The sequence below is a fragment of the Mycolicibacterium grossiae genome (assembly GCF_008329645.1).
Taxonomy (GTDB): Bacteria; Actinomycetota; Actinomycetes; order Mycobacteriales; family Mycobacteriaceae; genus Mycobacterium; species Mycobacterium grossiae.
In genome coordinates, this window is record NZ_CP043474.1 from 4741721 (window position 1) to 4756211 (window position 14491).

Here is a 14491-nt window from a genome sequence, read left to right on the forward strand (position 1 = left end):
GCCCATCGCGCGCTAGGCCCGTCGCCCGCGGGGACCGTCAGCGCTTCTCGAAGTGCTGATAGTCCTTGGGCGCGCGCCACTTTCCGCCCCACTGCCAGCCCCGTGTCTCGAAGGCGGTGACGACGGGGTCGCCGGCGTGCAGCATGCCCGGGTCGGTCCGTCCGCGGTCGAGGTAGGGCGTCCCGGTGGCCGGTTGGACGCCGTCGCTGCCGACGTACGGGTTCAGCAGGGGGTTGACGTCGACGGCGCGGCCCAGCGCATGCTGGGACCACCGACCGCTGGCGAGCCGGCGGCAGTTGAACGCCGAGGTGTTGTCGTCGCGCATCGACGTCTCGTCGTCGGCGCCCGGGTAGTGATCGACGGTGCGCATTCGGGTGATCGGGTAGCGCAGTCGGTACAACTGGGCGAACACGTCGATGGTGTCGTCGACGAGGTCGGCGGCGACCACGAGGTCACCCCGTTGCGTGCGCCCTCCGAAGTCGAGATAGCTCACCGTGATCCGGCGCAGGCCGGTGGGCGGCACCGGGCACTCCGGGCGCCAGGTGGCGCCCAGGTCGGCCGCGGTCACCTCGGACACGACCGCGGGTGCCGGGACGGGCGAGGCGGCGGGTTTCGGGGCGGACGACGCGACAGGTGGAGCGGCGGACCGCGGTGTGATGGGCGCGGGCGGACCGGCCCCGCACCCGACGACGGCAGCGGTGACCGCGACCATCGTCGCGAGCACCGCTGCCGGTCGTGTCACGCGCGGCGTCGGCGTCCCATCGCCATGGCCAGCGCCACCGCGCCGACGGCGAGCACCGCGCACAGGCCCGCCGCCGACAGCAGGTAGACGTCGCGGCGGTTCAATCCGGCCTCCGGCGTCTGCTCCGACAGCAGCCGCAGCTGGTAGTCACCGGGCAGCGGCGCTTCGCGCGGTTCGTCGAAGCCCGGGAACTGCTGGGTCCGGTGCACCTCGAATTGCCGCTCCCCCGCCGGGGTTTGGGTCCACTGGCCCCACGCCGGGGTGACGCCGTCGAGCAGGACCTTGCGCTCGCCCCACTGCCGGTCGTCCCCGACGTCGATGATGCGCTGCACCCGGAACGGTTCATAGCGCTGCTGGGAGTAGTTCACGAACACCGGCACGTTGTCGTAGCGCACCAGCGCCGGCGGAGGCGGCGGCAGCGGGAGGCCGATGCCCGGGAAGTATCCGCCGCCGAAGAAGGTGCCGACCGCGACGTTCACGGCGGTGTTCACCGCGGTGTTGATCGCGTTGGTCACCACGGCGGTGAACGAGTACGCCGCATACTGCGCGACCTCGAGCACGATCCGCGACAGCGGCGGGATGTACGCGATCCGCGGCCGGTTGTCGACGACGTAGACGATCTGCACCGGGTCGCGGTACGGGTTGCTCAGCACGGGACGGAAGTAGTCGTCGTAGGACACCCAGTCCGGGCTCCACTGCCGCACGTTGCGGTCCCACGCACCGGCCAGCCGCACCGGGTCGGCGATGCGAGCCGCGTCGCGCAGGCCGGGCTGCTGCAGGTCGCGCGGCAGCACCGGCAGGTCGATCGCCGTGGCGATCTTCGCGAGGTCCTGCACCGAGGCGGGTTGCGGGTCCGGCAGCTCGACGACCTTGGCGGTCTTGGCGACCTCGACGTCCTCGATCGGCGCCTGCAGCGTCTGCGGCTTCAGCGTCTCGAGTTCCTTCGCGGCCTGCGACACGGTCGACGTGGCCGTCGACTCGCCCGACCTCGAGGATTCCGGTGCCGACGATGCGGACGACGATTCTCCGGCCGTCGGACGCGCCCCGGACTCGGACGCCGCGGTGGACGGATCATCCGAGGGCTTGCCCGACTCGGTCGGGGACGCCGGTGCCGACTCGGGCCCGGAGGACGGTGCGGCGGACTCCGAGGGCGCGAGCCGCGGCCTCGGGTCGTCCTGGCTCGCCGACGGGGCCGCGCTCTCGCTCGGCTCGGCCGCCCGGCTCGGCGCGGCGGGGGTCGACGCGGGGGCCGACGGCGCGACGGTGGTGGCCGTGCTGGTCGGCGGCTTGGCGGTGCTGCTCGGTGCCGGGGCGCTGCTCGGTGCCGGGGCGCTGCTCGGCGCCGTTGCGCGCGGTGCGGGAGCCTCGGCGGTCTCGGCCGTCCGGGGCGCAGGGGCCTGCGTCTCCCGCGGCGCGGGCGCCTCCTGGACGGGTGCCTGCCGGACCGGCGCCTCCGCGACGGGAGCCTGCTGCACGGGCGCCTGCTGCACCGGGGCCTCCTGCTGAGGAGCCGACGGCGCCTCGGGCTGCGGGGCCTGCTTGGGAGCGTCGGCCTTGGGCTCCTGCGCCTTGGGCTCTTCGGCCTTTGGCTGCTCCGGCTCGGGCGCGACGGTGGTGACCGGACCCGAACCTCCGCCGCCACCCCCGCCGCCGGGCTCGGCGTAGGCGGGCGTGATGCCCGCGGTGAGTGCCGTCAAGGACACGACCACGCCGGTGGCGACCGTCGCCGCCACCCGCTTGTCGATCCGCACGTCTCGTGGTGCACGCATCGTGATTCGGACTCCTTCGTTTCCCAGGTCGCGTGGCGTCGCCGTCACACCGCCCTGCGCAGCCATCTCCCCCGACGCTGGTCCCTGTACCAGTAATCGCCGCGACCGCTACACAAGATCAATCCGTCCGCGGCAGTGATTCGTTACAGCCGGGGTCGTGCCGGCGGCACGGCGGCGAGCAGGGCCCGGGTGTACTCCTGCTCGGGGGCCGCGAAGAGGTCGGCTGCCGGGCGGTATTCGACCGCCTCGCCGGCGCGCATCACCAGCACGTCGTGGCTCATCCGCTGGATCACGGCCAGGTCGTGGCCGATGAAGAGGTAGGTCAGCGTCAGCTCGTCCTGGAGTTCGGTCAGCAGGTCCAGGACCCGCGCCTGCACCGAGACGTCGAGCGAGGCGGTCGACTCGTCGAGGATCAGCAGGTCCGGTTCCAGCGCGAGGGCCCGGGCGATGCTGACCCGCTGCCGCTGACCGCCGGACAGTTCGTGCGGGTAGCGGGAGGCGAAGGCAGCGGGCAGGCCGACGCGGTCCAGCAGCTCGGCGACGCGCCTTCGGCGCGCGGCGCGGTCGGGAGCCAGGCGGTGCACCCGCAGCGGCTCGGCGATCGCGGCCTCGACCGCTGCGCGCGGATCGAGGGACGAGAAGGGATCCTGGAACACCAGGCCGACGCGTCGGCGCAGCGCCCTGCCCGCCCGCCCGCGGACCGCGAGGAGGTCGTCCCCGGCCAGCGTCGCGGTGCCGCCGTCGGGGGTCACCAACCCGGTCAGCGCCGACGCGACGGTCGACTTGCCGGAGCCGGACTCGCCGACCAGTCCCAGCGTGGTGCCGCGGCGGATCCGGAAGGTGAGGTCGCGCACCGCGTGCACCGACGTGCGGCCGGTCGGCGTCGTCACGGGGAAGCGGACGTCGAGCGAGCGGACGTCGAGCAGCACCGGTGCATCGGCGGGCGGAGCTTCCGGCGAGGACACCCCGAGAACCGGCCGTGCCGCGAGCAGTTCGCGGGTGTAGTCGTGTTGCGGACGGTCGAAGACGTCGCCGATGGTGGCCTGTTCGATGGCCTCGCCCTCGCGGAGCACGGTGACGTCGTCGGCCACCTGCCCGATGACGCCGAGGTCGTGGCTGATCCAGATCACCGCAGTACCGAAGTCGCGTTGCAGGGCGCGCACCAGATCGATCACCTGGGCCTGGGTGGTCACGTCCAGCGAGGTGGTCGGCTCGTCCGCCACCAGGAGTTCGGGGTCGCAGGCAAGTGCGATCGCCAGCATGACGCGCTGCCGCTGGCCGCCGGACAACTGGTGCGGGTAAGACCGCAGCCGCTGCCCGGGGTCGGGCAGGCCGACTGCCCTTAGCAGTTCGGTCGCACGCGCGGTCGCCTCCCGGCGCCCGAGCCGGCGGTGCGTCTCCAGGGACTCGGTGATCTGCCGCTCGATGGTCAACATGGGGTTGAGCGACGTGCCCGGATCCTGGAAGACGAAGCCGATCCGGCCGCCGTGCACCTGCCGCAGGACCTTCGGTGTCGCACCGACCAGTTCGGTGCGCGCGGCGTCGCCGTGGCCGCCGAGCACGCTGGACCCGCTGACCACCGCGGCCGGCGCGTCGAGGAGTCCGGTGGCGGCGAGCACCGTCATGGACTTGCCCGAGCCGGACTCCCCGACGATGCCGAGGGTCTGCTCCCGCTCGACGCGGAAGTCGATGCCGGCCACGATGTCGCGGCGGCCGATGCAGACACCCAAGCCGGACACCTCGAGCACGGGGTCGCCGGTCATCGGGCCCGCTCCGTGCGGCGCGCCTCGACGGCCGAGCGCTGCCGCGGGTCGAGGACGTCGCGCAGCCCGTCGCCCAGCAGGTTGAAGGCCAGCACGATCGCGAAGATCGCCGCGCCGGGGAACACCGCCATCCACCAGGCGAGCGTGACGAAGCCCTGCGAGTCGAAGATCATCCGGCCCAGGGACGGCTCGGGCGGCTGGATGCCGAGTCCCAGGAACGACAGCGCCGCCTCGCTGAGGATGGCGAACGCCAGGGACAGCGACGTCTGCACGATGAGCGGCGCCGCGACGTTCGGCAGCACGTGGCGCAGCAGGATGAAGCCGTGGCCGGTTCCCATCGAGCGGGATACGGCCACGAACGGCTCGACGCGCACCGACAGCGTGCTGGCACGGGCGACCCGGGCGAAGATGGGGGTGTACACCACGCCGATCGCGAGCATCGTCGTGGTGACACCGGGTCCGAGGATTGCGACGATCGCGAGCGCCAGCAGCAGTACCGGGAACGCGAACAGCACGTCGACGATCCGCATGAACACCGTGTCGACCCAGCCGCCGCGGTAGCCGGCGACGACGCCGAAGGTCACGCCGACCACGGCCGCGAACGCCACGCTCGCGACGGCCACCCGCAGCGACGCCTGGATGGCGACGAGGACGCGGGACAGGACGTCGCGACCGAGTTCGTCGGTGCCGAACCAGTGCGCGCCGCTCGGGGGCTGTAGCGCGCTGGGCACGTCCACGTCGTTGATGCCGTAGGGAGCGATCCACGACGCCGTCAGCGCCACGACGACGAGGACGATCAGCAGCAGCGCGCTGACGACCGTCACCGGGTTGCCGAGCAGCAGCCGCCAGGACGACACCCTGGTGGACGGGGGCGCGACGTCGATCATGACAGCCGGATCCTCGGGTCGACGACCGCGTACAGCACGTCCACGATCAGGTTGATCAGCAGGAACAGGGCGGCGATGAGGAGCACCGCGCCCTGGATGACTGGGTAGTCGCGGGCGGCTACGGCGTTGTAGACCAGGCGACCCAGCCCGGGCCAGGCGAAGACGACTTCCACGACGATGACCCCGCCGAGGACGGTGGCGAGCTGGATGCCGGTGATCGTCAGGATCGGCACCAGGGCGTTGCGCACGGTGTGCCGGAACGTCACGATGGCCGGCGGGAGCCCCTTGGACCGCGCGGTGCGCACATAGCCCGCGCCGGCGACGTCGAGCACCGCCGACCGCACGTACCGCGTCATGATCGCGCCCGCGACCAGTCCGACGACCACCGCGGGCAGCAGGATGTGCGAGAGCCACCCGAGCGGATCGCCGAACAGCGGTCGGTAGCCCGACGTCGGTAGCCAACCCAGCGTGGTGGCGAACAGGGCAATGAGCAGGATCCCCATCCAGAAGTCCGGGACCGATACCCCGACCTGACTGGTGACGCGCACGATGGCGTCGCTCAACCGTCCTTCCCGCAGCGCCGAGAAGATGCCGGCGGGCAGGGCGATCAGCAGCGCGACGACGATGCCGGCCAGGGCCAGCGACACCGTGGCGGGCAGGCGTTCGGCGAGGACGCCCGCGACGGGGTCGCCGTTGCGGAAGCTGACGCCGAGGTCGCCCCGCAGTGCGCCGGCGAGGTAGCCGAAGAATTGTTGCGCCAGCGGGCGGTCGAGTCCGCTGGCCGCCCGCAGCGCCTCGTACGCCTCGGGCGTGTAGCGGGTGCCGAGCGCGATGCGCACCGGATCGCCGGGCACCAGGTGGACCAGCGCGAAGACGACGATGAGGACGCCGACCAGGACGACGAGCGAGTACGCGAGGCGGCGGGCGAGGAAGCGCGTCACGGTTCGGTCGCCTCCCCCAGCCGTGCGGTGCGGAAGCGGACGGCGCCGTCGCGCCTGGCCTCGTAACCCGTGAGGTCGGGGCGCCATCCCTGGATGACCGACGGGTTGTACAGGTAGAGGTAGCTGACCTCGTCGGCGATGCGGGTGGCGGCCCGGGCGTAGTCGGCGGCGCGGGCCTCGCGGTCGACCTGGACGCGGCCGGCGTCCAGCAGGCGGTCGACCTCGGGGTCGGAGAACTTCTGCGCGTTGTTCGAACCGCCGGTGTGGTGCTGGGCGTAGTAGAAGTCGTCCGGATCGATGTTGCCGAGCCAGCCCATCATCAGCATGTCGAAGTGACCGGTGTTCTGCTCGTCGAGCCACGTCGCCATGTCGACGGTGCGGATGTTCACCTCGACGCCCAGCGGAGCGAGGTTGTCGGCGATCACCTGCGCCGCCGTCACCGTCTCCGGGTACTCGCTGGTGACGAGCATGTCCAGGGGCAGCGACCCGGTGATGCCGGCCTCGGCGAGCAGGCGCTTCGCCTCGTCGACGTCGTAGCGGTAGCGGTCGTACGGCACGTACCAGGGGTTCCCTTGCGGGATGGCCAGCTGATTGGCGACGGCGGTGCCGTAGCTGGTGGCCTGCACGATGGCGTCGCGGTCGATGGCGTAGGCGATCGCCTGCCGCACGCGCACGTCGTTCCACGGCGCGCGGGCCTCGTTGAGTGCCAGATACCAGTAGTCGTTGCTCGGCGTGACGGCGAGGTGGATCGACTCATCGTCAAGCAGCTGCTGCACCCGTTGGGTGGGGATGGAGTCGGTCCAGTCGATCTCGCCGGCCTGCAGCGCTGAGAGCGCCGTGGACGGCTCGGAAATGAACTGGAAGGTGACGCCAGGAATGGCCGGGGCGCCGCCCCAGTAGGACGGGTTGGCGGCCAGCGTGATCGAGTCGCCGCTGCGCTGGGAGACGAACGAGAACGGTCCGGTGCCGACGGGATGCGTGGCGATCTGGCCGCTCTCGACGTTGCGCCGGGAGACGATCGCCATGCCCTTGAAGCCGCCGAGGTTGGTGAGCAGGTTGGGGGTCGGCTGCTTCACGCGGATGACGACGGTGTCGGGTCCGGCTGCGCGGACGTCGGTAACGGCGGCGAACTTGTCGACGTTGGAGAGCTTCTCGTCGATGATGCGGCGGTAGGAGTAGACGACGTCATCGGCGGTGAACGGGCTGCCGTCGTGGAACGTGACCCCACGGCGTAGGCGGAAGGTCCACTGCAGCTGGTCCGGCGAGACCGTCCACGATTCGGCGAGTGCGGGGCGCATGGTGAGGTTCGCGTCCGGCTCGACGAGGGTGTCGAAGACGTTCTCCAGCACCTCGAAGGAGAAGTAGGCACTGGTCTTCTGCGGGTCGAGCTGGTCGGGCTCTCCGCCGATCGCGGCGATGAGGTTGCCCGAGGACTGCCCGAGATCGACGCGCTCGGCGGGTGCACAGGCGACGAGGGACAGCAGGGCAGCGACGACGGCAACGAAGGTCGCGGGCCTGCGCATTGCTGTCCTTTACCCCATGGGCCGCGTCGGCACACCCATGCTGTCGGTGGGCACCTACCCCATGGGCCGCGTCGGCACACCCATGCTGTCGGTGGGCACCACTATCATCGAACACATGAGCGAATCGGCCGCACCGGAGGCTCGGCTGCTCGAGCGCGCAGCCGCGGCGGCGCGCGACGAGGCGCGGGCCGCGGCCGCCCGGCTGTCGGCCGTCGGCGAGTTCGTCGACCGCCGTAGCGCCGCGGTCGGCTCGGCCACCGACGAGTGGCTGGTCGACGTGGTCTCGGCCGCCGCGGCCGAGGTCGCCGCGGCGCTGCGCATCTCGCACGGTCTGGCCGAGTGGCAGATCCGCTACGCCCACGCGATGCGGCACCAGCTCCCGGCCCTGGCCGCACGCTTCGCCGCCGGTCACGTGAGCGAGATGGCGTTCAAGGCCGCTGTCTACCGCACCGGGCTCATCACCGATCCGGACCTGCTGGCCCGCGTCGATGCGGCGTTGGCGAACCTGATGCCGCGCTGGGGCACCGCGGGCCGGTCGGATCTGAGTGCGCGCATCGACGCGGTCGTGGCGCGGTCGGACCGCGATGCCGTGCGCCGCCGGGAGGACCGGCGCGCGGCGCGCGGCATGTCGTCGGAGCCGGTCGACGCGGGGCTGACGGAGATCACCGCGGTCGTGTACGCACCGGACGGTCGCGCCTTCAGCAACCGGGTGCGGACGCTGGCGAACACCGTCTGCCCGAACGATCCCCGTACGTTCGCCGAGCGGCTGTCGGACGCCTTTGGGGCCATCGGCTACGGCTGGGACCGGCTGCCGTGCCGGTGCGGCGGGGCGGAGTGCGCGGCGACGGCCAGCGCCGAGCAGTCGTCAGTGGTGATCCACGTCGTCACCGACGCGGCGAGTCTCTCCCCGAGTTCGCCCCGGGCCGGCACGGGCGGCGTCATGCACGGCCACGACGGACTGCTCCCACCCGACCTGCTCGTCGAGCTGGCCGAGCACGCCGCGCTGCGGCCGGTCACCCACCCCGGCGGTGCCGCGCCCGAGCCGAGATACCGGCCGTCGCGGGCGCTGGCCGAGTTCGTCCGGTGCCGCGACCTCATTTGCCGCTTCCCGAACTGCGGGACGTCGGCCTGGGCGTGCGACGTCGACCACACGGTGCCCTGGGGTGATGGCGGCACCACGCACGCGTCGAACCTGAAGTCACTGTGCCGTCTTCACCACCTGCTGAAGACGTTCTGGGGCTGGCACGACGAGCAACTGCCCGATGGCCGGGTGGTGTGGACGTCGCCGCAGGGCCGCACCTACGTGACGCGTGCCGACGGGGCGATGCACTTCGGCGGCCTGGCCGCGCCGACCGCCCCGGCGCCCGCACCCCGGCCGGCACCCGAGCGGTGCGGTGACAAGTCGGTGCTGATGCCACGCCGGCAGCGCAGTCGCACCCAGCAGCGCTCCGCCGACATCGCGGCGCAGCGGCGCGCCAACCTCGCGGCCCGCACGACGCGAAAACCATTGCACGACCACGTCGAGGACTACCACTACGACGAGACGTTCCTCGAGAACCGCGAGCCGATTCCGCCGCCCTACTAGGCGTCGAGACCCGACGCGTAGCTCTCCTTGACCACCTCGAGGTGGGTCCAGCTGTCCACCGCACTGACCGCCGGGAGGGCACGGACCGTGTCGAGGACCTCGACGAGCTGCGCGGCGGAGAAGCCCCGGACGGTGGCCAGCAGGTCGAACCGACCGAGCGTGCGAGCCAGGAAGAGCACCGACGGCAGCCCGGCGATCGCCGCGACGACATCGGCGTGGTCACCGGCGAGGCGGACGCCGAAGCCCATGGCACTCTGCCGGTCCTGACCGGAGTGCCGCACCACCGCACCCACCCGCACCACCTGCGCCTCCACCAGGCGCACCACCCGCCGGCGCGCACCGGCCGGTGACAGCCCGACCCGCGCGGCCAGCTCGACGTAGGACGAACGGCCGTCCTCCTGCAGCGCACGCAGCAGTGCGCGATCGGTGTCGTCGACGTCGGTCGTCACCTCGCCGACGGGGCCGACGACGTCGCGGACCACCTCGACGTAGCTGAGCGTGTCGACGCCGACCACGTGCTTCAGCGCCCGCAACTCGGCGATCGAACGGTCGATCTCGCGGGGCGACGGCGCGCGCACCTCCGCGATGAGCCCGTGGACGCCGCTCGTCAGCGAGAGGAACGGCACGTCTGCACGGCGGGCGATCTCGCGGGCCACCGGCGCCGCAGGACCGTCGACGGCGAGCGAGACGTGCGCCAAGGCGCCGCGGCCGATGACGGCGGGATGCACCACGCCCCGGACCACCACCTGACCGCTCGCGATGAGCCGCTGCACGCGGACCGCGGCAGCCGACCGGGACAGCCCGACCGCCCGTGCGATCTCGCGGTGCGTCAGGCGGCCGTCGGCTTCGAGCAGCTCCACGATCGCCTCGTCGACCTCGTCCACGCCGCACCTCCCCGAAATTCGTCGAGCGAATTCGTGCCCGGGCGACCGGACAGATCGTGCACCCAGCGGTCCCGAAGAAGAACCCTAGTCCTGCATCGACCGGCAGCACCGGCGCTTCGTGATCCGAAACCCCTCTGTAACGAACGGATCGATTGCCGACGTCGGCCGAGCAGCCCTACAGTGATCCGCACCACACGATTCCGAGCACCGAGGACGGCCATGGCCACGTTCGACACCGCGCCGGCACCGAAGGTGACCGCCGTCGAGACGCACGGCGTGGAGCCGATCCCCGACGCCGAGCGCTCGGCACGGCCCCTGGACCTGTTCCGGTTGACCTTCGGCGGTGCGAACACCATCGCGACCGTCGTCCTCGGCAGCTTCCCCATCGTGTTCGGCCTGTCGTTCCGCGACGCCGTGCTGGCCACTCTGCTCGGCGTCGTGGCAGGCGCCGCGATCCTGGCGCCGATGGCGCTGTTCGGTCCGCGCAACGGGACCAACAACGCAGTGTCCTCCTCCGCGCACCTCGGTGTGCACGGCCGCGTCGTCGGCTCGTTCCTCTCCCTGCTCACCGCCGTGGCGTTCTTCTCCATCTCGGTGTGGACCTCGGGTGAAGTGCTCGTCGGCGGCGCCAACCGCGCCGTGGGCCTGCCCCGCACCGACGCCGCGATCGCCGTCGCCTACGGCATCTTCGCCGTCCTCGTCCTCGTCGTCTGCATCTACGGCTTTCGATTCATGTTGCTGGTCAACAAGATCGCCGTCCTCGCCGCCACGGTGCTCTTCCTCCTCGGCGTCATCGCCTTCGGCGGGACGTTCGACCCGGGCTACCCGGGGATCTTCGGCGACGGCGCCGACGCCGCGACCAACGCGCTGTACTGGCCGTCGTTCGTCGGAGCGGCGCTCATCGTGATGAGCAACCCGGTGAGCTTCGGAGCGTTCCTCGGGGACTGGGCGCGCTACATTCCGCGTGACACCCCCGGCTGGCGGTCGATGGCAGCGGCCTTCCTCGCCCAGCTGGCGACGCTCGTCCCCTTTGGGTTCGGACTCGTCACCGCGACCGTGATCGCCACGACCGCACCGGAATTCGTGGAGGGCGGTGATTACGTCGGTGGGCTGCTGGCGGTGTCGCCCGGCTGGTACTTCCTTCCGGTCTGCCTCATCGCGCTGATCGGCGGCATGTCCACCGGCACCACGGCCCTCTACGGCACCGGACTCGACTTCTCCAGCGTGTTCCCGCGCTTCAATCGGGTGCAGGCGACGGTGTTCATCGGCGTCATCGCCATCGCCTTCATCTTCGTCGGCCGCTTCGCCTTCGACGTGGTGCAGTCGATCTCGACGTTCGCCGTGCTGATCGTGACGTGCACCGCGCCCTGGATGGTCGTCATGATGATCGGCTGGTTCACCCGGCGGGGCTGGTACGACTCCGACGCACTGCAGGTGTTCAACCGGCGCCAACGCGGCGGCCGCTACTGGTTCGCGCACGGCTGGAACTGGCGGGGCCTCCTGGCGTGGCTGGTGTCGGCGGCACTGAGCATCTGCTTCGTCAATCTGCCCGGGCAGTTCATCGGACCGCTCGGCACGCTGGCGGCGGGCATCGATCTCTCCATCCCCGTCGGCCTCGGACTGGCCGCGGTGCTGTATCCCGTTCTGCTGTACGCGTTTCCCGAGCCCGCTGACGCGTTCGGTCCCCTCGGACCGCGGATGGTTCCCGCGGGTCCGCCCGCCGACGTCCCCATCACCGCCATCACCGCCACCCCCACGACGCCCAAGGAGGCCTCGTCATGACCATCGGCCCGATCGACGCCTCGAAGACACCGCGCTTCGCCGGCCCCGCCTCGTTCGCGCGGCTCCCCCGCCTCGACCAGGTCGAGCACGCCGACGTCGTCGTGGCCGGTGTGCCGTTCGACTCCGGGGTCTCCTACCGGCCGGGGGCCCGGTTCGGTCCCACCCACGTCCGTGAGGCGTCGCGGTTGTTGCGGCCGTACCACCCCGGGCTCGACGTGTCGCCGTTCGACATCGCCCAGGTCGCCGACGCCGGTGACATCGCGGTGAACCCGTTCAACATCGGCGAGGCCATCGAGACCATCGAGGGTGCGGCGACCGACCTCACCTCCGACGGCACCCGCCTGGTGACCATCGGCGGCGACCACACCATCGCCCTGCCGCTGCTGCGCGCCGCCGCCGCGCACCACGGACCGGTCGCGCTGGTGCACTTCGACGCCCACCTGGACACCTGGGACACCTACTTCGGCGCGGAGTACACCCACGGCACGCCTTTCCGCCGGGCGGTCGAGGAGGGCATCCTCGACACCGAGGCGCTCTCGCACGTCGGGACCCGCGGGCCGCTGTACGGCAAGAAGGACCTCGAGGACGACCGCCGGTTCGGCTTCGGCATCGTCACGTCCTCCGACGTCTACTACCAGGGCGTCCGCGAGGTCGTCGACAAGCTGCGCGACCGACTCGGCGACCGGCCGGTGTACGTGTCGATCGACATCGACGTGCTCGACCCGGCGCATGCCCCCGGCACGGGGACGCCCGAGGCGGGCGGCATGACGAGCCGGGAGCTACTCGAGATCCTGCGCGGCTTCCGCGGATTGAACCTCGTCGGCGCCGACGTCGTGGAGGTCTCCCCCGCCTACGACCACGCCGAGATCACCGGGGTGGCGGCATCGCACGTGGCCTACGACCTGGTGTCGCTGCTCGCGATGCGGCACGACGCCACCCGATGAGCGACGGGAGGAACGGCCCGGGCGAGCGCAGCGACGGGAGAAACGGCCCGGGCGAGCGAAGCGACGGGAGAAATGGAGGCGACGTCGTCGTCGAAACGCTGACGGCATTGGGTGTTTCGCACGTCTTCGGCATCCCCGGGCAGAACGCGCTGGGACTGTTCGACGCCATCCGCCGCAGCGAGCTGACCTTCGTCAGCTCGCGCGTGGAGAACAACTCGGCGTTCGGCGCCGACGGGTATGCCCGGGCCACCGGTGAGGTGGGCGTGCTGTTCCTGTCCACCGGGCCCGGCGCACTCACCGCGCTGGGCGCGCTGCAGGAGGCGCACGCCAGCGCCGTCCCGATCCTGGTGATCGCGAGCCAGATCCCGCGCGCGGGCATCGGGTTGCGCCGCGGCATGCTGCACCAGCTCGACGACCAGGCGCGCAGCGCCCGCAACGTCACCAAGAGCACCGCGCAGGCGCGCCACGCCGCCGAGATCCCCAGCCTGCTCGCCGACGCCTGGGCGCTCGCGCGCTCGGCACCCGCCGGCCCGACCTGGGTCGAGATCCCCCAGGACGTGCTGACCGGCAGCGCCGACGTCCCGCCGGTGACGTCGGCACCACACCGGGTCGTCCAGCGCGCGCCGCGCGACGAGGTGGTCGCGGCGGCGGCCACGGTGCTCGAGGCCGCCCGCCGGCCGGTGATCCTGGCCGGCGGTGGCGTGCGCCGCTCGCCGGGTGGGCCACAGGCGCTGGTGGAAGTGGCCGAACGCCTCGACGCTCCGGTGGTGTCGACCGTCGGTGGCAAGGGCGCCATCGCGTTCGACCACTCACTGTCGGCGGGCTCCTGGATCGAGGACCGGCACACCACCGACCTGCTCGCCGACGCCGACGTCCTCCTCGCGGTGGGCACCGCGCTCGGCGAGGTGACGAGCAACTACTTCACGCTGCGACCCCGCGGCCGCATCGTCCACGTCGACGCCGAGGCGCGGGTGCTCGAGGCCAACCACCCCGCGCTGGCGGTGCACGCCGACGCGGGCACGGCACTGCGGGCCCTGGCGCCGCGCATCACCCCGCGGCCGCCCGGCGACGGCTCGTCGATCGCGTCCGGGTTGCGCCGCGCGGTCGCCGACCGGCTCGACGCGCAGGACCTCGACGCCGAACGCGGGTTGCTCGCAGCACTGCGCGCCGCGGTGCCGTCGGAGGTCCACACGTTCTGGGACATGACGATCGCCGCCTACTGGGCGTGGTCGGCGTGGGATTCGCGCGACGGCGCCTTCCACTCCGCGCAGGGGTCGGGCGGTCTGGGCTTCGCCTTTCCCGCCGCGGTCGCCGCGGCCGTCGGCTCCGGCCGCCGCACGTTCGCCGTCACCGGCGACGGCGGCGCCATGTACTCCATCGCCGAACTCGCCACCGCCCGCCAGCACGACGCCGACGTCACGTGGCTCGTCGTCGACGACGGCGGCTACGGCATCCTGCGCGAGTACATGACCGATGCGTTCGGTCACGCCACGGCCACCGAATTGCACCGGCCCGACTTCGTCGCGCTCGCAGCGAGTTTCGGTGTCCCCGCCCACCGCGCGTCGCTCGACGACGTGGGCGAGGTCATCGCCCGGACCTTCGGCACCGACGGCCCCGCCGTCGTCGTCCTGCCCGCCCGCCTGGCCATGTTCGCCCCCACCCACCTGTAGG

11 protein-coding genes are annotated in these 14491 nt (G+C 71.9%); 4 read left to right on the forward strand and 7 right to left on the reverse strand.

The window, feature by feature from the left end; all coding sequences use genetic code 11:
* Positions 1 to 37 precede the first annotated feature (37 nt).
* The 6 genes from FZ046_RS22800 to FZ046_RS22825 form a co-directional block, all read right to left on the reverse strand.
* Positions 38 to 742 (reverse strand): M15 family metallopeptidase, encoded by a 705-nt coding sequence (locus tag FZ046_RS22800; protein WP_246182843.1) that lies wholly within the window; start codon positions 740 to 742, stop codon positions 38 to 40.
* Positions 739 to 2511: a hypothetical protein gene (locus FZ046_RS22805; RefSeq protein ID WP_149484323.1), complete on the reverse strand. Its 1773-nt coding sequence runs from the start codon at positions 2509 to 2511 to the stop codon at positions 739 to 741. The genes FZ046_RS22800 and FZ046_RS22805 overlap by 4 nt, the downstream gene beginning before the upstream one ends.
* 143 nt (positions 2512 to 2654) lie before the next feature.
* Complete coding sequence (locus FZ046_RS22810; RefSeq protein ID WP_070355955.1) at positions 2655 to 4274, reverse strand: dipeptide ABC transporter ATP-binding protein; 1620 nt, start codon at positions 4272 to 4274, stop codon at positions 2655 to 2657.
* Positions 4271 to 5161: an ABC transporter permease gene (locus FZ046_RS22815; protein WP_070355954.1), complete on the reverse strand. Its 891-nt coding sequence runs from the start codon at positions 5159 to 5161 to the stop codon at positions 4271 to 4273. Before FZ046_RS22815 ends, FZ046_RS22810 begins: the two co-directional genes overlap by 4 nt.
* Positions 5158 to 6102: an ABC transporter permease gene (locus FZ046_RS22820; RefSeq protein WP_070355953.1), complete on the reverse strand. Its 945-nt coding sequence runs from the start codon at positions 6100 to 6102 to the stop codon at positions 5158 to 5160. The genes FZ046_RS22815 and FZ046_RS22820 overlap by 4 nt, the downstream gene beginning before the upstream one ends.
* The gene (locus tag FZ046_RS22825) at positions 6099 to 7625 is read right to left on the reverse strand and encodes an ABC transporter substrate-binding protein (RefSeq protein ID WP_070355952.1); all 1527 of its coding nucleotides are present in this window, start codon (positions 7623 to 7625) and stop codon (positions 6099 to 6101) included. Before FZ046_RS22825 ends, FZ046_RS22820 begins: the two co-directional genes overlap by 4 nt.
* A gap of 16 nt (positions 7626 to 7641) precedes the next feature.
* On the opposite strand from FZ046_RS22825, the gene FZ046_RS22830 reads away from it, so the two are divergent.
* Entirely contained in the window at positions 7642 to 9210 is a 1569-nt protein-coding gene (locus tag FZ046_RS22830; protein ID WP_070355951.1) for an HNH endonuclease signature motif containing protein, read from the forward strand.
* Here the strand turns inward: FZ046_RS22830 and FZ046_RS22835 are convergent.
* The gene (locus tag FZ046_RS22835) at positions 9207 to 10094 is read right to left on the reverse strand and encodes an Lrp/AsnC family transcriptional regulator (RefSeq protein WP_070355950.1); all 888 of its coding nucleotides are present in this window, start codon (positions 10092 to 10094) and stop codon (positions 9207 to 9209) included. The two genes, FZ046_RS22830 and FZ046_RS22835, sit on opposite strands and share 4 nt — an antisense overlap.
* Positions 10095 to 10313: 219 nt before the next feature.
* Between FZ046_RS22835 and FZ046_RS22840 the strand changes: the two genes are divergently transcribed.
* From FZ046_RS22840 to FZ046_RS22850, 3 genes are read left to right on the forward strand one after another with little or no spacing between them, the layout of a single operon-like run.
* Positions 10314 to 11876, forward strand: coding sequence for a purine-cytosine permease family protein (locus FZ046_RS22840; protein WP_070355949.1), 1563 nt, complete (start codon positions 10314 to 10316; stop codon positions 11874 to 11876).
* The gene (gene speB, locus FZ046_RS22845) at positions 11873 to 12820 is read left to right on the forward strand and encodes an agmatinase (RefSeq protein WP_070355948.1); all 948 of its coding nucleotides are present in this window, start codon (positions 11873 to 11875) and stop codon (positions 12818 to 12820) included. Before FZ046_RS22840 ends, speB begins: the two co-directional genes overlap by 4 nt.
* The gene (locus FZ046_RS22850) at positions 12817 to 14490 is read left to right on the forward strand and encodes a thiamine pyrophosphate-binding protein (RefSeq protein ID WP_083298561.1); all 1674 of its coding nucleotides are present in this window, start codon (positions 12817 to 12819) and stop codon (positions 14488 to 14490) included. Before speB ends, FZ046_RS22850 begins: the two co-directional genes overlap by 4 nt.
* Position 14491 lies beyond the last annotated feature (1 nt).